This window comes from Blastocatellia bacterium (genome assembly GCA_035275065.1).
In the GTDB taxonomy this organism is placed as follows: domain Bacteria; phylum Acidobacteriota; class Blastocatellia; order UBA7656; family UBA7656; genus DATENM01.
In genome coordinates this window covers 97,971-118,222 of the sequence record DATENM010000081.1, presented here as the reverse complement: position 1 = coordinate 118,222, position 20,252 = coordinate 97,971, and the positions used below count along the sequence as shown (strand labels likewise).

General features: G+C 61.5%; 13 protein-coding genes. 9 read left to right on the top strand and 4 right to left on the bottom strand.

Translation table 11 applies throughout. From position 1 onward, the window contains the following. Window positions 1–89 precede the first annotated feature (89 nt). The 8 genes from VJ464_18670 to VJ464_18635 all read left to right on the top strand — a co-directional run bounded on the left by VJ464_18670 (window position 90) and on the right by VJ464_18635 (window position 13,365). Window positions 90–1,070, top strand: a complete 981-nt coding sequence (locus tag VJ464_18670) for a GGDEF domain-containing protein (protein ID HKQ07159.1) — start codon at window positions 90–92, stop codon at window positions 1,068–1,070. Between the two features lie 78 nt (window positions 1,071–1,148). Beyond that, entirely contained in the window at window positions 1,149–2,192 is a 1,044-nt protein-coding gene (locus VJ464_18665) for a rod shape-determining protein (GenBank protein HKQ07158.1), read from the top strand. A gap of 78 nt (window positions 2,193–2,270) precedes the next feature. Continuing rightward, window positions 2,271–3,125 carry a rod shape-determining protein MreC gene (gene mreC, locus VJ464_18660; GenBank protein ID HKQ07157.1) on the top strand — a complete coding sequence of 285 codons (855 nt, stop codon included), beginning with the start codon at window positions 2,271–2,273 and terminating at the stop codon, window positions 3,123–3,125. A 111-nt stretch (window positions 3,126–3,236) separates the two neighbouring features. Further along, window positions 3,237–3,764, top strand: a complete 528-nt coding sequence (gene mreD / locus VJ464_18655; protein HKQ07156.1) for a rod shape-determining protein MreD — start codon at window positions 3,237–3,239, stop codon at window positions 3,762–3,764. Next, window positions 3,757–5,727, top strand: coding sequence for a penicillin-binding protein 2 (gene mrdA / locus VJ464_18650; GenBank protein ID HKQ07155.1), 1,971 nt, complete (start codon window positions 3,757–3,759; stop codon window positions 5,725–5,727). Before mreD ends, mrdA begins: the two co-directional genes overlap by 8 nt. Before the next feature lie 103 nt (window positions 5,728–5,830). Continuing rightward, window positions 5,831–6,919: an FtsW/RodA/SpoVE family cell cycle protein gene (locus VJ464_18645; GenBank protein ID HKQ07154.1), complete on the top strand. Its 1,089-nt coding sequence runs from the start codon at window positions 5,831–5,833 to the stop codon at window positions 6,917–6,919. 6 nt (window positions 6,920–6,925) lie between these two features. Next, on the top strand, window positions 6,926–9,829 hold the full coding sequence (locus tag VJ464_18640; protein ID HKQ07153.1) for a TIGR03960 family B12-binding radical SAM protein: 2,904 nt from the start codon (window positions 6,926–6,928) through the stop codon (window positions 9,827–9,829). Window positions 9,830–10,290: 461 nt separating this feature from the next. Then, window positions 10,291–13,365: an Rne/Rng family ribonuclease gene (locus tag VJ464_18635; GenBank protein ID HKQ07152.1), complete on the top strand. Its 3,075-nt coding sequence runs from the start codon at window positions 10,291–10,293 to the stop codon at window positions 13,363–13,365. 183 nt (window positions 13,366–13,548) lie between these two features. On the opposite strand, the gene aqpZ is transcribed toward VJ464_18635, so the two are convergent. The 3 genes from aqpZ to VJ464_18620 form a co-directional block, all read right to left on the bottom strand. Beyond that, window positions 13,549–14,283 (bottom strand): aquaporin Z, encoded by a 735-nt coding sequence (aqpZ, locus tag VJ464_18630; protein ID HKQ07151.1) that lies wholly within the window; start codon window positions 14,281–14,283, stop codon window positions 13,549–13,551. Between the two features lie 152 nt (window positions 14,284–14,435). After that, entirely contained in the window at window positions 14,436–16,241 is a 1,806-nt protein-coding gene (locus VJ464_18625) for a PDZ domain-containing protein (protein ID HKQ07150.1), read from the bottom strand. Between the two features lie 66 nt (window positions 16,242–16,307). Then, window positions 16,308–17,261: a Gfo/Idh/MocA family oxidoreductase gene (locus VJ464_18620; protein HKQ07149.1), complete on the bottom strand. Its 954-nt coding sequence runs from the start codon at window positions 17,259–17,261 to the stop codon at window positions 16,308–16,310. A 95-nt stretch (window positions 17,262–17,356) separates the two neighbouring features. Between VJ464_18620 and VJ464_18615 the strand changes: the two genes are divergently transcribed. Continuing rightward, window positions 17,357–19,093, top strand: a complete 1,737-nt coding sequence (locus tag VJ464_18615; GenBank protein ID HKQ07148.1) for a glycosyltransferase family 39 protein — start codon at window positions 17,357–17,359, stop codon at window positions 19,091–19,093. Between the two features lie 67 nt (window positions 19,094–19,160). Here VJ464_18615 and VJ464_18610 read toward each other — a convergent pair whose 3' ends face one another. Next, the gene (locus VJ464_18610; protein ID HKQ07147.1) at window positions 19,161–20,147 is read right to left on the bottom strand and encodes an alpha/beta fold hydrolase; all 987 of its coding nucleotides are present in this window, start codon (window positions 20,145–20,147) and stop codon (window positions 19,161–19,163) included. Window positions 20,148–20,252: the final 105 nt, after the last annotated feature.

Genomic DNA, 20,252 nt, shown 5'->3' with positions numbered 1-20,252 from the left:
GTCGGGCGGAAACCATCGCGCGCCGCCTCGCTATGAGGCCGCCGGGGCCTGAGACGCCTCGCTGATGGCTCCGCCTGTTGTGTTTGCAGATGCAAGAAACGGGCATAAAACACGAGCTCTTTGAAGCTGCCATCGCGCTCCACGGTTCGCTGGCGCCGGACGAGATCATTCAGCGCGCGCTCCATGCGCTCAATCGGTTGCTGCGCGCCGATGCCTGGGCCGTCTATCTGAAAGACATGCACGCAGACCACCTGGAAATCGTGCGCGCCACGAACGTCGCCGCCGTCCCAATCGGGGCCTTCGTTGACCTCTGCGACCACACTTCGCCGGTGGCCGAAGCGGCGCGCGAGCGCCAGATGGTTGCGGTGCGGAGCGGCGAGACAACCGACGCGCCGGCGGCGATGCTTGTCGCGCCGCTGGTAGCCGGGCCGCGATTGATCGGCGTCGTGCTGGCGGCGCGGCGCGAGCCGTTCAGCGAAGATGAGGCATGCGACCTGGGCGTCTTGAGCCACTCGTTCGGGCTGGCGCTCGGTAACGCCATCGAGCATCGCGGCGCCACGCGGCAGACCCTGACCGACGATCTGACGCGCCTGTACAACGCCCGCTACCTCTACGAATCGCTCGACGCCGAGATTCGCCGCGCCCGGCGTTATAGCTCGGCGGTCTCGGTCGTCTTCATTGACCTGGATGGCTTCAAATCGGTCAACGATGTGTACGGCCATCGCGCAGGCAGTTTTACGCTCACCGAAGTGGCGCAGTTGCTGGTCGCCTCGGTGCGCGAGTCGGATTTTGTGGCACGCTACGGCGGCGACGAGTTTGTGCTGATGCTGCCGGAGACCGCTTCGCAGGCGGCCATGCAGATGGCTGAGCGCGTCCGCGCAGCGATTGCCCGGCACCGCTTCACCGGCAATGTCGGCGCCGAAATTCATTTGACCGCCAGCTTCGGTGTTGTCAGCTACCCGGAGCATGCGGCGATAGCTGAAAAGCTCATTGAACTGGCTGACGCGGCCATGTACGAAGCCAAACAGCATCGTAAGGACTCGGTCCAACTAGCCGCCCCCCTGATTTGAGGAAAGTCGTTTGGGCCGCCGCCTGGCCACGCGAGCGGCGCGGCCCATGAATTGATTGGAGAGCACAAAGTAAAGAAGATGAGAAATCTGTTCAACCCATTTTCAAGCGATCTCGCCATTGACCTGGGAACCGCCAACACGCTAGTCTACGCCAAAGGGCGCGGCATCGTCGTCAGCGAGCCTTCCATCGTCGCCATCAACAAAATCACCAATAAGGTCGAGGCCGTCGGCAAAGAGGCCAAGGAAATGCTCGGGCGCACGCCCGGCAACATCATCGCCATCCGCCCGATGAAGGACGGCGTTATCGCCGACTTCGAAGTCACCGAGAAGATGCTGCAACATTTCATCCGCAAGGCCCACAACGGGCGCTCGTGGATCAGCCCGCGCGTCGTCATCGGCGTCCCCGGCGAAATTACACAGGTCGAGCGCCGCGCCGTCGAAGACGCCGCCTACCGCGCCAAAGCCTCGAAGGTCTACCTGGTCGCCGAAGCCATGGCCGCCGCCATCGGCGCCGGCCTGCCGATCACTGAGCCCTACGGCAACATGATCGTTGACATCGGCGGCGGCACCACCGACATCGCCGTCATCTCGCTGTCGGGCATCGTCTACTCGCGCGCCGTGCGCGTCGCCGGCAATGAGCTGGACGAAGCCATCATTCAATACATCAAGCGCAAGTACAACCTGTTGATCGGTGAGCGCACCGCCGAATCGATCAAGATCGAGCTCGGCTCGGCCTGGCCGATGGAAGAGCCGTTGCAGATGGAGATCAAGGGACGCAACCTGATCGAAGGCGTGCCGCGCACCATCGCCATCACCGATGAGGAAGTGCGCGAGGCGCTGGCCGATCCCATCTCTACGGTGGTCAACGCCGTCCGCGTGGCGCTTGAGCGCACCCCGCCGGAATTATCCGCCGACATCGCCGAGCGCGGCATCGTACTGACCGGCGGCGGCGCGCTGCTCAAGGGCATTGACAAGCGCTTGATGCACGAGACCGGCGTGCCGGTCTCGCTTGCCGAAAATCCGCTTTCGTCGGTCGCCCTCGGCACCGGCAAGATGCTTGCCGACTTTGACCTGCTCAACCGCGTGAGCTGGGAAAACACCATGGTGCATCACTCCTTGTAACGACCGACGACCGACCGTTGACCGCCGCAAGACGAACCGACGGCGGTCGCCGGTCATCGGTCGTCCGTCGTCGTGGCTATGACGGCGAGTCCTGCTTCACAACGGAAGGCGGCGTGGTGGCTGGCGGCTTTGCTGCTCGGCCAGGTGGTCTTGATGTCGGCGCTGGCCAAACACCCCGAGAGCGAGCAATCCCTCCTCGGCACATGGATAATGACGCCGCTGGCGTTTGTCGAGCGCATCGTCAATGGCGCGGTCTCGGGCGTCACCGGCTTCTTTGCCGGGTACATTGATTTGCGCCACGCGCGCGCCGAAAACATCGACCTGCGCGAGAAGAACGATCAATTGCTCGGCGAGCTGAACGACCTGCGCGAGCGCGCCGTCGAGCTTGAGCGCCTGCGCACACAGCTGGCTCTGCCGCCGCATGCCGATTACCACAGCCTGGCGGCCAACGTCATCGCCCGTGACACGACAACCTGGTTTCGCCGCCTGACGATTGACCGCGGCACGCTCGGCGGGGTTCGCCTCAATATGCCGGTGATGACCGCCGGGGGGATTGTCGGGCGGGTCATTTCGGTCGGCCCGAACTTCGCGACCGTGCAGGTGATCACCGACAAACAGGCGGGCGTCGGCGCGATGCTGCAAACCTCGCGGGCGATGGGCGAAGTGCGCGGCCTCGACCTGGCGCACTGCGAACTGAAGAACATTTCGACGGCCATCGAGGTGCAGGAAGGCGAATCGGTGGTGACGACGGGGCTGGACCGCATCTACCCGAAAGGCTTGCTGATCGGCACGGTCGAGCGCATCGAGCAAGACCCGAACGCGCCGTTCAATAAAATTGTCATTAAGCCCACAGCCCCCATTGATCGCCTGGAGCACGTCCTGGTCTTGCTGGTCGAGGCGAAGGATTTAAAGATTGACGAAGCAACCAAGTAAATTGCGGATTGCGGATTGCGGATTGCGGAATATGGAAACGGCAGCCATTATCGGTTCGCCAAACCGCAATCCGCAATCCGCAATCCGCAATCCGTAGAGGTAGCCGGAAGCGTGCAGACATTCAAGATTATCTTGACCATCTTCATCGTGCTCTTGCTCCAGATGTTGCTTCCCACTTATCTGTCGTTTTTCAAGTATGTCGACCTGCCGCTGGTGGTGACCGTCTATTTCGGCTTGCAGCGCGCGCCGATGCTCGGAATGCTGACCGGCACAGCACTCGGGCTTGGCGGCGACCGGGTGGCCGGGGGCATCCTCGGCGTTGGCGGCTTTGCCAAGACGCTGATAGGCTATTTGGTGGCGGTCGCGAGCGTCCGCTTTGCCCTTGAAAACCCGCTGGCGCGACTGGCGATCATGGCGGTAAGTTCCGCGGCCAACACCGTGCTGTTCATCGGTTTGTACTTGATGCTTGAGCAGCCGCTGCCAGAGGTGGCGACCTACGGGGCGCTGGGGCGGCTGGTCGGTTGGAAAACGCTTGGCGACACCGCCGCGGCGGTCGTCTTGTTCATTGTCCTTGACCGGGTCTTCTCCGAACAGGCGGCGGCCCGGCGCATGGCGATTAAGAAGAGGTTCTATGAGTAGCAAAAAGAACCGGTCCAGAGAAGAGACGCAGAATTTCGAGCTGCGCCTGCATGCGTTGCAATACCTGATCCTGGTGATCTTCGTAGCGCTCGGCATCCGCTTCTACTTCTTGCAAGTCTCGCAGCATGACGTCTACGTGACGCGGGCCGAGAACAACCGCATCCGCGAGATTCCCATCCTCGCGTCGCGCGGCCTGATTCTCGACCGCAGCGGCCAGACCGTGCTCGTGGATAACACGCCGGCCTATAACGTCGTCATTTACCCGGAAGACATCACTGACAAAAACGAGACGATTCGCGTGCTGGTTGAAAACCTCGGGGTTGAGCGCGACGAGATCGTCGCACACCTCAACGACCCCTTCCGCCCGAAATCGCAGCCCATCCTGGTCAAGCAGAACGCCTCGAATGCCGACCGCGCCTGGGTGTCTGGACACGAGCTGGAGCATCCCGAAATCAGCGTCGAGACGCAGCCGCAGCGGCTCTACAAGTATGGCAAGACCGCGGCGCACGTTCTCGGCTACATCGGCGAGATCAGCCCCAAGCAGCTCGAAATGGAGAAGTATCAGAACGCCGGTTACAAGTCGGGCGACATCATCGGCCAGGGCGGCATCGAGGCGGTTTATGATCAGATTCTGCGCGGCCGCGACGGCAAACGCCGCGTCATCGTCGACAGTCGCGGGCGGCCCATCGCGGAACTGGAGAAGATTGAACCGATCCGCGGCCAGGACATCATCACGACGATTGACCTCGACATTCAGCGCGTCGCCGAAGACCAGTTCGAGCAGAAGCATGCCACAGGCGCGGCGGTCGCCATAGACCCGCGCAACGGCGAGGTCCTGGCGATGGTCTCGGTGCCGAGCTTCGATCCGAACGTCTTCGCGCGCAACGTCATCTCGTCGGACAATCGCAAGGAGCTGCGCGCCATCATCAACGACCCGGCGCACCCGCTCTTCAACAAAGCCTTGCAGAGCATCTATCCGACCGGCTCGACCTGGAAGATCATGATGGCGACCGCGGCCCTCGAAGAAGGCACGATCACGCCGACCAACTCCAAGATCATCTGCGGCGGCGGGTTGTCGGTCGGCAACCGCTTCCTGCACGACAGCGGCGGCAATCACGGCGCGCCTGACATCGTCGCGGCCATCGTCCATTCTTGCGACGGCTACTTCTATCGCCTCGGCCTGAAGATGGGCGTCGATAAGATTCACGAGTGGGTGGATCGCTTCGGCATGGGCAGGAAGACCGGCATCGATCTGCCGAGTGAAACGCGCGGCATCATTCCGAGCCGCGAGTGGAAGCGCCGCGTCAACCCGCGCGACCCGGTGTGGAAAGATTTCGACACGGCCATCTGTGCCATCGGTCAGGGATCGGTGGCGGTGCCGCCCATGCAATTGCTGCGCGCCGAAGCGGGCATCGTCATGGGCGGTGAGTATCACACGCCGCACATCTTCAAAGAGGCCAGGGCGACGCAATTGGTTGAGGCGAAGTATTACGACGATAAGCCGACTGAGCTGAAGCTCTCGAAGGTGACCATTGATTTGGTGACGGCAGGGATGTGGGGCGTCGTCAATGGCGGCGGCACTGCCGGGCGCATCCCGTTCCCGCGCGACCTCAGCGTTGGCGGCAAGACCGGCACGGCGCAGGTCATTGCTAAAGAGAAGGTGCGCGGCAAGGAGCATAAGGATCATTCGTGGTTCATCGGCTTCGCGCCGATGAAGACCGCCGAGAAGCCTGAGATCGGCGTCGTCTGCATCACGGAGAACGGCGGCTGGGGCGCGTCGGCTTCGGCGCCGACGGTCAACTACATCATGGCGGCTTACTACTCGAAGAAGCTGAACCGGCAGGTTCTGCCCGATCTCGACATGGTCGCCGTGCAGAAACGCGACAGCAATCCGACGCTGGCCGCCGTGATGGCGCCGCCGGTTAAAGATGTTGACCGCCGCCGCGCGCCGGCCCGGCAGTAGTTGTCGTTGCCGTGCGCGGCGGCCTACGTGGTAAGATTGAAGAGGCGGAATCGGTTCACTGACAATGATTCGCCTTCTGTGGTCGCGAGCTACGCTTTCAGTCATGGTAGATTTTAATCGGAAGATATTCAGGGACATAGACTGGCTGTTGCTGTTGACGCCCATCGCGCTGACCGTGATGGGCTGCGTCGGCATTCACAGCACCGCGCCCGGCAGCGAGATGAAGAAGCAGGTCATCGCGCTCGGCATCGGCCTGGTCTTTGCCATCGTCCTGATGCTCAACGATTACCGCAAGATCATCGTCAACGTCGCGCCCTTCTTCTACGCCGCCGTCATGGTGATGCTGATCCTCGTGCTGTTTGTCGGCAAAGAGATCAACGGCAACAAAGCCTGGCTGCATATCGCCGGCTTCAGCTTGCAGCCGAGCGAGTTCGCCAAGGCGGCCACCATCTTGATGCTGTCGCGTCACATGGCGCAGCCGCGCATCGGCTCACTGTCGCTCAAAGACATGATCATTATGGGCGCGATCACCATGCCGCCGGTCATCTTGATCGCCCTCGAACACGACACCGGCACGATGCTGACGTTCGGAGCCATCCTCGGCGCCTTTTATTTCCTCGGCGGCATGCGCAAGGTGCTGGTCGCCGCCGCCCTGGCCGCCGTCGTCGTCGGCTTGTTTGCGGTCTATCCGCACCTGAAGGGTTACCAGAAAGAGCGCATAGACGTCATCATTCACCCGGAGAAGGCCGACCCCAAGGGTTACGCCTATCAGACGATTCAGTCGGTGATTGCCGTCGGCTCGGGCGGCGTGCTGGGCAAAGGCGTTGGTCAAAGCACGCAGGGCAAGCTCGGCTTTCTGCCGTTCGCCTGGACGGACTTCATCGCCGCGGTGATTGCCGAAGAGATGGGCTTTGCCGGCATCCTGTTGATGATGGTCCTGTATTTGATTTTTATCTGGCGGCTGGTGGCGGTCGCGGTCGGGGCACGCGACCGCGCCGGGGCCTTAATGATCATGGGCTTTGTCGCCTTGATCGGCTTTCACATCCTTTGCAATCTCGGCATGGTGGTCGGCATCATGCCGATTATGGGAATCCCGCTACCGCTGATGAGCTCGGGCGGCACCGCCGTCATTTCGATGTTCATTGGCGTCGGCCTGGCGCTCAGCGTGCGCTTGCGGAGATTTGTGAATTGATTACCAATGACCAATTACGAAAAATATAAACCCGTCTTAGATTCGATCCTGCCTACAGTGGAAAAGCCGGCGCGCTATACCGGCGGCGAATGGAACGCCATCCGCAAAACGGCTGACGAGATCACGACGCGCGTCGCGCTCTGCTTCCCGGACACCTACGAGATCGGCATGAGCCATCTCGGCTTGAAGATTCTTTACAGCCTGCTCAATCAGCGACAGGGGTGGCAGGCCGAGCGCGTCTACGCGCCGTGGCCTGACATGGAAGCGCGGCTGCGCGACCGCCGTGTGCCGCTGCTATCGCTTGAAAGCTACACGCCGCTCGCCGACTTCGACATCGTCGGCTTTTCGCTGCAATACGAGCTGACCTATACCAACGTGCTGACGATGCTCGACCTCGGCGGCATCCCGCTGCGCAGTAAAGAGCGCACGTTGAATGATCCGCTGATCATCGCCGGCGGCCCGTGCGTGTATTCGAGCGAGCCCATTGCCGACTTCGTTGATGTGTTCGTTATCGGCGACGGCGAAGAGGCTTTCCCCGAGCTGATCACGCGCTACATGGAACTGCGCGACTCGGACATGGAGCTGACCCGTCGGCAGGTCTTGAAAGAGCTGGCCGGCATCGAAGGCATGTACGTGCCGTCGCTTTACGAAGTATCGCCGAGCCCGCGGCATGGCTTGCTGATCGTCAACCGGCCCACGGACGAAGCGATCCCGTTCCCCATCCGCCGCCGCGTCGTCCAGGACATCAATGACTACCCTTTCCCGACCGCGTCGCCTGTGCCCAATATCGAGGCGGTTCACGACCGCATGTCGCTTGAGATTGCGCGCGGCTGCGTAGATGGCTGTCGCTTCTGTCAGGCGGGAACGATCTATCGCCCTGTGCGCGAGCGCGATCCGAAAGCCATCGTCAACACGTTGATTGACGGCATCGAAAAAGGCGGTTACGACGAGACCAGCTTAACGTCGCTTTCAACGGCGGACTACACCTGTCTTGAGCCGTTAGTGAAGATGCTCGGCAGCGAGCTTGAGCGGCGCAAGGTGAGCTTTTCCGTTTCATCCCTGCGCGCTTCGGGAGTGAAGGAATCCTTAGCGCGCGAGATCGCCCGCGTGCGCAAAACCGGGTTTACGATTGCGCCCGAAGCCGGCACCCAGCGCATGCGCGATGTCATCAACAAGAACGTCACCGAAGACGACGTGATGAATTCGTGCGCCGTGGCCTTTGAAGAGGGCTGGTCGGCCATGAAGCTGTATTTCATGATCGGCCTGCCGACCGAAACCGAAGAGGATGTGCGCGGCATCGCCGAGCTAGGCCGGCGAGTGCGCGAGATGGGCCGCGCGCGGTTCAACAAGAACGTCAAGGTCACCTGTTCGGCTTCATACTTTGTGCCCAAGCCCCACACGCCATTTCAATGGTGCCAGCAGGAAGGCATCGAAACGATCAAAGAGAAACAGCGCATGCTGCGCGATCTGGGACGCCGCTACCGCATCGAGGTCAAGGTGCATCACGCCGAGACCTCTGTGCTGGAAGGCATCATTTCGCGAGGTGACCGCAGGCTCGCTGGCGTCATCGAGCGCGCCTGGCGGTTGGGCTGCCGCTTCGATGGCTGGTCAGAGCATTTCAGCTTCACGCGCTGGATGGAAGCCTTCGCGCTCGAAGGGATTGACCCGGCTGAGTATCTGAAAGAATTGCCGGTGCGCGAATTCGACAAACCGCGCGCGCCGCTGGTGCAGATGGTCTGGGATCACCTCGACACCCTGGTGAAGCCGGAGTTCAACGCCCGCGAGTACATCAAAGGCATCAAGGCAAAGATTTCGCCGCCGTGCGAGCTGCCGGTCAAACGCATTGACGGGCGACCGACAGCGATTGCGCCTTCGCACGAAGAATTTGAGCGCGTCGCCGGTCAACCTTTGCTCTGTTACGTCTGCGGCCTGGAGTGTGACCTGACAGTGTCACGCGAACATCTGATGAAAGCGCATGCGATGCACACAGAGGTTCGCACCTACGAACAGCGCATCGCGGCGGTCGCCGCCGAAGCGTCGCAGCCGCTGGTCCAGCTTACGCGGGTGCAGGGGGGTGGGGGGCAGGTGTTGGGTGAAGAAGAGAACGCTTCCCCAACCCCCGGCACCCAGCAGCCGACGCCCTTGCATCGCTATCGTGCCACCTTCGAGAAAGGCGAGCAGGTCAAGTATCTCTCGCATCTCGATATGACGCGCGCCCTGCCGCGTGCCTTTCGGCGGGCTCGTGTGCGGCTCGGTTACTCGCAGGGCTTTCATCCGATGCCGCTCATTCAGTATGGTCCGGCGCTCGGCGTCGGCACCGTGGGCCACAATGAGTTGATTGACTTCGATTCGTTCGACGAGCTTCGAGAGGCGGAGTTTCTCGAACGCATCAATGCCAGCCTGCCTCCCGGCTTTCGCTTCAAACGGCTTGAGCGGTTGCAGACAACCTCTGCATCGCTCATCAAAGAAGTGAACCGCGCCGACTGGCTGGTCGCCCTCGACGCGCCCGAGATGCAATCGGCAATAACGCGATTGCTGGCCGAGCGCGCAACGCTGCGGGATGTGGATGCCGGCGAGCTTCATCAATTGCTGGCCGACGAATTCATGGCGCGCGAATCGTTTGTCATCGAGCGCGTGCGCAAGGACAAGCGGCAACGGGTTGACGTGCGCCGCTATACCCGGGCGTTGCGTCACGACGCGGCCACCGGCGGCTTGACGATCACTACCGAGATCACGCCTCAGGGGGGCGCGAAGCCGGTTGAAATCGTTGCCGCGATTTACGACTTAACGGAGGAAGAAAAGGTTTCTATCAGCTCGCGCGTGCGGCGCTTGCGCTTGTACCTGGAGACGCCGGCCCTGGCCGAAACGCCCGGCACAACTGATGCCGCCGCCTTTGCGAGCATGCAATAAAAGTGATGAGTGATGAGTGATGCGTAATGAGTTTAGCGTTCATTGCGACTTTCCACTCATCACTCACCACTCATCACTGAATACAATTTGTGCGACATAGCAGCACGGGTAAGTTTTGAAATGCGCTTCGCGCGCGGCGCCTACGGGCCGCGATGAGTTCTTGACCAGCGAAGCGACCGCGAGCGCGCTAGAGCGCGTCGGTTTCCTAGGGACAAATAGAGGCGGAGCCGGTTTCAGTCGCTGAAAGACGCCGCCCGCCGCACAGGCTTTTTGATTCACCGCGTTTCCGATTTCGAGTCGGCCTCGGCGCGACTCCATCGAGAACCTAAGGTTTCAGGAATCGACTGAGCAGCTCACCCGCAGACTTCGCGTGACGGTCTTTTCGTCGCTCAGGCGACGACCGCAAAACCGCTCTTCACCGCTCGCCCGCCTGCCCGCACGACTCACGACCAGGAGAATTCATGGCAAAAGAATTGATCATTAGTGCGAACGTGCATGAAAAGAAAGTCGCCATCCTCGAAGATGGCGTAGTGACGGAGTTTTATGTCGAGCGCCGCGACGAGAACCAGGGCGTCGTCGGCAACCTCTACAAAGGCCGCGTGATGAAAGTGCTGCCCGGCATGCAGTCGGCCTTCGTTGACATTGGCCTTGAGCGCGATGCCTTTCTCTACGTCTCGGACTTCACCGAGTTCATGGAAGAAGAGGACGAAATCGATTTCCGCGAGACCGGCGACGAGAAGCTGGCCCGCCCCGACGAGAAGCTGGCGCGCGCCGACGAGAAGCCGGTACGCGCCGATGACCGCACTCGCCGTCAGGAGCCGCGGCGGCCTGTCTCGACTGGGAGATCAGCCCCGGCAGCCGCTCGCGAGGAAGAGCCTGCCGAATCCGATGTGCGCTATGACGACATCGTCGAGCAGTTGGCCGAGATCGCCGACGAGAGTCTCATCCCGCCGCCGCCGACCGAAGACGAGATCGCGGCGCAGACTGAAGAGCCGATGGTCCAGGCGGCAGACGCTCAGGTTGAAGAATTCTACATCGAGCGAATCACCGACGAGCCTGTTGAGGCAGCCCCTGCCGCGCCCGCCGAGCCGGGAGCCAAAGCGGTAAGCGAAGCCGCCGCCGCGCCGGTCGAAGCAGCCGCCGAGCCAGTTGCCGCCGAAGCCGAGGAAGGAAAGTCTCGCCGCCGTTCGCGCAAGAAGCCTACCGAAAAGCCTGAGCCGAAAACTCGCCGCAAGAGCGCCAAGGCCGAGACGGGCAAAGTCGAGGCGAGCAAAGCCGAGGCACCGCCGGAAGCCGCGCCCGCAAAAGCCAGCGCCCGCAAGTCGAGCAGTAAGACGACGGCTAAGAAATCACGGCGCAGCGCTTCAGCCGACGCCGCTACGGATGCCCCGCCCGCCATCGAAGAGAACTTCGAGCGGATCACCGATGAAGACATGAGCAGTGATGCCGGCGACCTGTTGAAAGACGCGATGGTGCAGGAGAAGATCATCGAGCGGGTTCACCAGGCCGAGTACGCGACGCCGTCAGTCGTGCGCGAGCCGGAGCCTGAATGGCGCGTCGGCAGCTTTCGCGCGATTGACGAAGACGAAGGCTTTCAACGCGTCGTTGACGAGTCTGCACCGACGGCGGGAAGCCGCGATGAGGCCATTCAAAGCTCTACCGGCGAGCCGTCAGATGTTCAGGAGTCAGAAGACGCGAGCGGCACGCCTTTCCGCCACATCGGCGAAGTGCTGCCCGGCTGGCTGCGCGAGCGCCTGGATGCCGTCGGCCTGAACGAAACTTCTCAGGGTGCCGGGGCCGAGGGTGAGGCGACCGCTAACGACGGCGAGGCTGACGAAGACCGCGAAGCCGGGGTGCGTGATCGCGGCCCGCGCGGTGAATTCTCGCAGCGTCGCGGTGGGCGCGGGCGTCGCCGCCGCCATCAAGGGCCGCCGCCAAACGCCGCAGGCGGCACGGGCGACGAAGCGACGGATGGCGACGCTGACGCAGAAGGCCCGGAGCCACAGAAAGAAGAAACTGTGCGCGCAAGCGCGCCTCCAAAAGATGAGGTGCCGCGCTCCAGCGAAGCCACGCGCTCCAGTGAAGTGCCGCGCTCCAGTGAAGTGCCGCGCTCAAGCGGCGCACTGCGCTCCAACGCGCCGCGCGCAGAGGCTGGACGCCAGCGCTTTGACCGTCGCGGCGATCAACGTCGTCCCGATTCGCGCCCGGACCACCGTAGCGATCAGCGTAGCGATCAACGCAGCGATCAGCGTAGCGATCAACGCACAGATCAGCGCCAGGAGCAGCGCCCGCCTTCACGTCGCCCGGAGCGCAGCGGCCCGCCCACCATCAGCGAGCTTCTGCACGAAGGCCAGGAGATTCTCGTGCAGATCGCCAAAGAGCCGATTGCCAAGAAAGGCGCGCGCATCACCTCGCACATCGCCCTGCCGGGCCGCTACCTGGTTTACATGCCGACAGTCAATCACGTCGGCGTGTCACGCAAGATTCCCAGCGATCAGGAGCGCATTCGCCTGAAGCGCATCGTCAGCAGTTTGCGCGAGCGTGAGGGTGGCACGGGCGGCTTCATCGCGCGCACCGCCTGCGCCGGCCACACCGAGCAGGAGTTGCACGACGATATGCGTTACTTGCTGCGAACCTGGACCGATGTTCGCAAGAAGACCGACCGCGCGAAGGCGCCTTCGATGGTGCATCAGGACCTCGACCTGGTGCAGCGCATCCTGCGCGACCAGATTTCCGAAGAGTTCTCGGTGATTCGCATCGATAACGAAGTCGAATACGCGCGCATCGTCGAGTTCGTGCATCGCGTACAGCCGCGGCTCGTCAACCGCGTCAAGCTCTACACCGGTAACCAGCCGATCTTCGAGAAGTACACCGTGCAGCCGGAGATTGACAAAGCGGTGCGCCCGCGCGTCTGGCTGAAGTCGGGCGGCTATATCGTCATCAACCAGACGGAAGCACTGGTGGCCATAGACGTCAACACCGGCAAGTTCGTCGGCAAATCCGACAAGCTCGAAGACACGATTACGCGCACGAACCTCGAAGCCGTCAAAGAGATCGTCCGGCAGATACGCTTGCGCGACCTCGGCGGCATCATCGTTCTCGACTTGATTGACATGGAGGAGCGCAAGAACCGCCAGCGCGTAATGACTGCCTTGCAGCAAGAGCTGGCGCACGACCGCGCGCCGTCGAAGATTCTATCGATCAACGATTTCGGATTAGTGGCGATCACTCGCAAGCGCGTCAAGCAATCGCTTGAGCGAACGCTCTGCTCGCCATGCCCTTATTGCACCGGAGCGGGCATGGTCAAATCGGCGCAGACCATGTGCTTCGAGATACTGGAGCAAGCCAAGGCCATCTCCAAACAGGTCAGCGGCAACAACGAAGTCATGCTGCGGGTGTCGCCGCAGGTGGCCGAGGCGCTGCGCGCAAGCGAGCGCGCCGTGTTTGAAGAGATTGAAGCTTACTTCAACTCGCCGATCACTTTGGAGCCCGATCCGAACCTGCACCAGGAGCAATACGATTTCGCGGTGATGTAGCCAGTTGTCAGTTGTCAGTTAGCAAGTCCCGTAGGGACGTGATGTTTATAGTCGAGACGTTGAAAAAATCGAAGCTCCGTAGGAGCGCAATGTTGACATCGCGCTCCTACGGAGCTTCGATTTTTTTCCACACCGGTTGCTATAAACACGGCGTCCCTACGGGACTGCCTACTGCTTACTTTTCTAGGCGGCGACCTGCTTGGTGGCAACCGCTTCTTCCACAGTCTCTTCGCCGAAGACCATCGGGTAAATCAGACCGGCGATTACCGCGCCGACCAAAGGCGCGACCCAGAAGAGCCAGAGCTGGTTGAGCGCCCAGCCGCCGACAAAGAGGGCCGGGCCGGTGCTGCGCGCAGGGTTGACCGACGTGTTGGTTACAGGGATGCTAATGAGATGAATCAGCGTCAGGGCCAGGCCGATAGCCATGGGAGCAAAGCCATGCAGCGCGCGCTTGTCGGTAACGCCGAGAATGACCATCAAGAACATGAGCGTCATGACGACTTCAGCCACCAGCGCCGCCGCCAGCGTATAGCCACCGGGCGAATGCTCGGCGTAGCCGTTTGCAGCGAACCCATTGGTCAATGAAAAGCCCGCCTTGCCGCTGGCGATCATATAGAGGACGCCCGCGCCGGCCACTGCGCCGGCAACCTGAGCAATGACGTAGTGCGGTAGCTCAGAGAGGGGAAAGCGTTTCGCCGTGACCAGGCCAACCGTCACCGCGGGGTTCAAGTGACAACCGGAAATGTGGCCGATGGCGTAGGCCATTGTCAGCACCGTCAGTCCAAACGCTAGCGAAACCCCGTGCAGGCCGATGCCGACGCCGGGAAACGCCGCGGCCAGCACGGCACTGCCGCAACCGCCAAGCACCAGCCAGAACGTGCCGATAAACTCGGCAGCCATTCGTCGAGAGATAGGCATAAGGTGTCTCCTTTCAACTTAGGGCGATCTAGCAATGACGGTCTCAGTAATACGCCACTTTCCAAAAAAAGTCACGGTAAATATTTGCGGCGCGACGGTACGGCCGCGAATCCCCGGAGACCTCTTTTCAAAAAGAATCGCGAAGCCGCGGCTCACTTGCCGGCCGTCAGCCAGCGGTCGCGGACTTTCAACTGTTGCGGCGTCGGGTTGGACACTTCGGCCAGACGATAAGCGGCCTGCTCGTCCGCAGCCACCATCATCTCGACGGTCTTGCTTTCGCCGCCGCGACGGATAGTGACCTTGACGGGCTTGCCGACCCGCTGCGACAGCAGTTGGTAGGCAGCGGTAAAACCGCGCCGCGCTTCGACGCCATCAAAGGAGACCAGCACGTCGCCCGCCTGCAAGCCTGCCGCCGCCGCCGTCGTGCCGGGCCGCACCCGCGTCAGTTGTATGTCGCCTTCGGGGGTCGCCGTGGCTTCAAAATCGAGGCGCGGCGTTTGCTGCGAGCTTCTTCCCGCCTGATAGCCGGCGTAGCCGAAAATCTCGTCATAAGGCGGTACTTCGACGCCCCAGACATATCGCTTATAAAAATCATGGTAGTCGCGCTTCGTCAGGCGGTTGATGGTCGAGATCATGTCTTCGGTCGTAAAGCCTTTGCCGCGTTTGTAGTGCTCGTTATAAAGCGCCCGCATGACTTCGTCGAGGCCCACAGCGCCCGCCGTGTCATGGATGATTGACAGGTCGAGCAGCGCGCCGAGGTTCTGCCCCTGCGTGTAGTACGAGATGCCGAATGCCACAGGCGTGTCGTAGCCAAGCCACGTCGAGGCCGAAGAATTGGCCGGCGAGACATAATGCCGCGCCTCGTTGCTTTCAACGCCGCTAATCGCTTGCGCGGCGGCTTGCAAGAACTGCTCGCGGTTACGCAAGCCTGTGCGCAGTTGCGCGACGTTGCTGTAATAGTTCGTGAAGCCTTCCGAAACCCACAATAGCGGCGTCTCGTTTTCGCGCGAATAATCGTAAGGCCACATCTCTGCGGGGCGCAGGCGCTTGACGTTCCAGAGATGGAAGAACTCATGCGCCGCGGTGCCGATCAAGTAATCGGGCTCATTCGAATAAGCGAAAGCGACGAACGAGTTCAGGTGTTCGAGCGCGCCGCCGGCGTTCGATTCAGGCCGCGAGAAGAAATAGAAGTGGACGTACTTTTCGTAAGGAATCTCGCCAAAGATCGCCGCTTCGGCAATCGCTACCTTGCGTATCATGTCGCTGAATCGCTCGGCCTTATCTTTGGCGAAAGCGCCCGCGGGCGTCATCACCAGGTAATGCGGGTGGCCCGCGACATCGAACGGCAACAGGTCGAAACGGCCCATCTCGGTCGGCGCGTCAACCAGCGTGTCATAGTCCGCCGCCGTGAACGTATTCGGCTCGGCGGTCTCTTTCAACGCGGAAACGATCTTCCAGCCGCCCGGCACCTGGAAGCGCACCGTGCTTGGGCGGTCGCGGTGGCCTTCGGCCATCAAGAACAGCTCAATGCCGGTGAAGAAGGCATAATCGTTAGCGATCTTCGCCTGATTGAGCGCCAGAATGTCAGCGCGATAATCGAACTCGGCCTTGATCCGGTCCATGCCTTTTGTGTCAACGCGCCAGGTCTGCTTGCGAGTCATCACGGGTTGCAGCCGCGCCCCCTTTGCGTCTGTGACCGCGAACCGCAGAATGTTCTTGGCGTAATTTTCGACCGTGTACCAGCCGGGCGCCCAGGTCGGCAGTTGCAGGCTCAACTGATCTTCATGGATGTTCTGCACGTCAGCAGTGACGTGAAAGAGATGCTGTTCCTGATTGGCAATGGCGACCGTATAGTCAATGCGGAACGCTTTGTCTTGCGCGCGCGCAGCGGGCACAATGGCGGTCAGGATGAAGAGCAAAACGGTGATGAGGCGACGGAAAGTCTTTCTCTCTCTCATTGGCACAGGCCAACCTTTCGACCTTGAAAATCTTTGGGCACAAGCAATCCATCAGGCGCGACTCGGTCAACCGGCAAATGGCACGCCGGCGCGCTCGGCGTGCTCGCGAATTCTGGCGACAATCTCTAAGGCCAGCGCCAGGGCGCGGCGGCCTTCATCGCCGCTGACGCGAAGCTCGCCGCCGCGAACGGCCGCCAGGAAGGCGTCAATCTCCAGTCGCAATGGCTCACCGCGCTCGACTGCCAGCAAGCGCGCATCGAACTGCATCCTGCCTTGGGCGTCAGGCTTGACCGACACCGTGGTGGCTTCCTGCGCCGCGTAATCAATCGAAACATATTCATGCGGTTGAAAGAAGCGCACTTTGCGGACCTTCTCCAGCGACACGCGGCTCGCTGTAAGATTGGCTACACACCCGTTCTCGAATTCGACGCGGGCGTTGGCAATGTCAATGCGCGGCGTCAGGATTGGGATGCCGGCGGCGCGCGCCTCGCGCACAGGGCTGCCGACGAGCGAAAGCACCACGTCAATATCGTGAATCATCAAGTCCATCACCACGTCCACGTCGAGACTGCGCGGCGTAAACAGGCTCAGGCGGTGCGCCTCGAAAAAGCGCGGCGTGGTAACAATCTGTCGGGCGGCGATGACTGCCGGGTTGAAGCGTTCGAGGTGGCCGACCTGCAACACCGCGCCGCCGCGCCGTGCCGCGCGGATCATTGCGTCGGCTTCGTCGAGCGTGCGCGCGACCGGTTTTTCGACGAGGACGTGAATGCCGGCGTCGAGCAGCGCACAGGCAATCTCGGCATGAGCGACGGTCGGCACGGCGAGACTTACCGCGTCCACTTTGCCGATCAACTCACGGTAATCGGCGCAGAATGCCGAGCCGAATGCTGCGGCGACCCGCTGGCCGCTGGTCTCGTTGATGTCGCAAACGCTGACGAGTTGAGCGTCGGCGGCCTGCGCGTAGACGCGCGCATGCTCACGCCCGAAACTGCCGACGCCGATGACTCCGGCTCGAATCATAAGCTCGATAGGCTGCCTTTCGCGGTGGCGATGCTTGACCGGGCGGGCGCGGCTGCCTAGACTGAGTAATCCATCGCCGCAAGCGACGAAACATCATGAACCCTTCCGAGAATTCATCGGCGCGGCCCGCCGCGGACGAAGCCATTAGTTTAGATGAACCCTTGCCGACTGCCAAGCAATCACTCCTTGCGCCGCTCGCCTTGATCGCGGTTGCGCTGGTCACTTTCTTTTTCGGACTTGGTCGAATGGCGCTCTTGGGGCCGGACGAGCCGCGCTATGCCGAGATCGCCCGCGAAATGTTTATGAGCGGCGACTGGATTTCGCCGCGCCTTTGCGGCTGCCTGTGGTTTGAAAAACCGGCGCTCGTCTACTGGCTGGCGGGGCTCGGCTACCGCCTGTTTGGGGTCAGCGAGCTGGCGGCGCGTTTGCCTATCGCTACCGCCGCAACCTTGACCCTCTTGCTGGTTTACTTCGTCACTCGACGCCTGGTCTCGCCGCGAGCGGCATTCATTATGGCGCTGGTGTTGGCGACCTGCGGGATGTTCATTGGCTACGGGCGGGTGACTTCACCTGACATGCCGCTGACGGCGGCGATGACTGCGGCCCTGCTCGCAGGCTTTATGGCGACGCAGGCCGGCGGACGCAAGCGCCTGCTGCTGTGGCTCGCGTCGTTTGCGGCAATGGCCCTGGCCGTGCTGGCCAAAGGCTTGCCGGGGGTGGCGCTCGTCGTTCTGATTTTTCTGCTCTACTTCACCTGGATGGGGCGGCGCGATTTAATCGGCTGGCGCGAAGTGTTGATGGGCTCGGCGGTCTTCTTGCTGATCGCCGCAACCTGGTATGCGCCGGTGATGCTGCGCCATGGCAGGGGGTTCATTTACGAGTTCTTTGTCCGTCACCACTTTCAGCGCTTCACGTCGAACGAGTTCGGACATCCGCAGCCCTTCTACTTTTTCTTGCCGGTTGCCCTTGCGGGGTTAGCGCCGTGGCCGGCGTTTCTGCTGCCGGCCATCGCTCGGCTCAAAAGCTTGCGCCCGCGCCGCGAGCCGCGCCATGCGCTTTTGGCCTTTGCCTGGGTGTGGGCGGCGGTCGTGATTTTTTTCTTTTCGTTCTCCGGCTCAAAACTGCCGGGCTATATCCTGCCGGCGTTCCCGGCGTTGGCCATCATCGTCGGATTTGAAATCGAAGCCTTCATCGCCGACGCTCGCCCAAGTCGAGATGTCGCGCAAGCGGTTAACTTGCGCGACATCTCGCGCAAGTTAACCGCTTGCGCGACATGGATCACGGCCCTGCTCATCGCTTCAATCGCCGGCGGCTTTGCCTACTATCTGCGCCGCGAAGGCATCAGCATAGACGGCTTATCCGCGATGGCTTACGGAATACCTGTGGCCCTTGCGCTGGCGGCGATTGCGGCACTCCTGGCCAGCAAGCGCGGCCTGTTCATCACGGCTGCGACTGGCGTGATACTGAGCGTCATTGCTTCCGCGGCGATTGCGCTGGTGCCGCAGTTGAACGAGGAACAGACGCGGAAACAATTATCACTCGAAGCCGCGGCGGCGCTCAGGCCGGGCGAGCGCATCGCCTTTTTCATCCTGCTTAAAGAGTACGGGCCGGTCTTTTACTCAGAGGGCCGCGTCGCCTGCGGCATCGGGGAAAACGATGTGTTCATGGCGATGTCGGAGGACCAGCTCGCCGAGGCGTTGCGAGCAGAGCCGAGCTTTGTCGTTATTACCCTGGAGAAGTGGCGCGGTGGGTTGGAGCGCGACGGCCGCTTTACAACCGAGGTGCTGGCGCGGCAACGCGACACCCTGGCCATGCGAGTCAGTCTGAAGTGATGAGTGATGAGTAGAAAGGGAGACGTGATAAGCATTCATCCGGGTTTTACTCATCACTCACCACTCATCACTTCTTCTTATCCGTTGCGACCGGCATTGCTTGCTGGAAGAAGGCGGTGATGCGCGCATCGTAAGCGGCGGCCTCTTTCTCGTAGAGCCGGCTCATATGTGAATGCGGGACTTCGACCAGTTCTTTCTGGCCGCGCGCGGCATTATAAAGCTCGCGGGTCATGAGGTCGTAAACGCCTGTGTCGCTGGCGGTGATAAAGAGCAGACTGCGGCCCGTGGCAGTCGACACGGCTTCGAGCGCCGGCTCGCCGTCTTCACGGCGCAGCAGGTACATCTGCATGGACAGTTGCGCCAGTCGCTTTGTCCATTGCGAATCTACCAGCTTGTTGCCCATCTCATTGGTTCCGACGCCGCTCTTGAGCTGGGCGTTGACGAAATGATTGACGTCGGGGAAGACCGAATCAACGGCGACCGCCTTGATGATGGGGTCTTCAGCCGACGCCGCCAGCGAAGCATAGCCGCCGAGGTCAATGCCATACAGGCCGACGCGCCCATCCAGCACCAGCTCGCCCCTCTCATTCTTGCGCTCTTTCAGGAACTTGATCGCCGACAGCAGATCATCGCGCTCATAGGTGCCGAGCCCACACCACTTCACAGGGCTTTCGCCATGCCCGCGCAGGTCGGAGAGCAGGACGTGATAGCCCGACTTCCATAGCTCGAAGCTCATGGTCAACAGGTCCGAGCGGTTCGAGCCGTATCCGTGACTGAGGATGATGACGGGCGCGGGCCGCTCGCGCAGCAAGAGCCAGCCGACTGCCTGTGTGCCGTCGGAATTCTTCCATTTCTCCTCGTACCACATCGGCTTTTGCAGGATGAGCTGGAAGTCGCGCGGCGAGCCATATAGTGCCGTGCGCGCCGGGTGGCTGAGGCGATGGATCATGTAGAATCCGAGCGCGCCGACGCCGACCACCAGCACGAGGACTGCGGGCACGAAGACCCAGAAGATGCGCTTGAACAGCACACGGTGCTTTTTCGAGATGAGCATAAAACTAGACCCAGCGGGGCAGGTGAACCAACAGGGGCAACGCATAGGGCAGAGATGCGCCGGAGTTATGGATCACTCCCGGCGAGTATACCGCAGGCGCGGCGC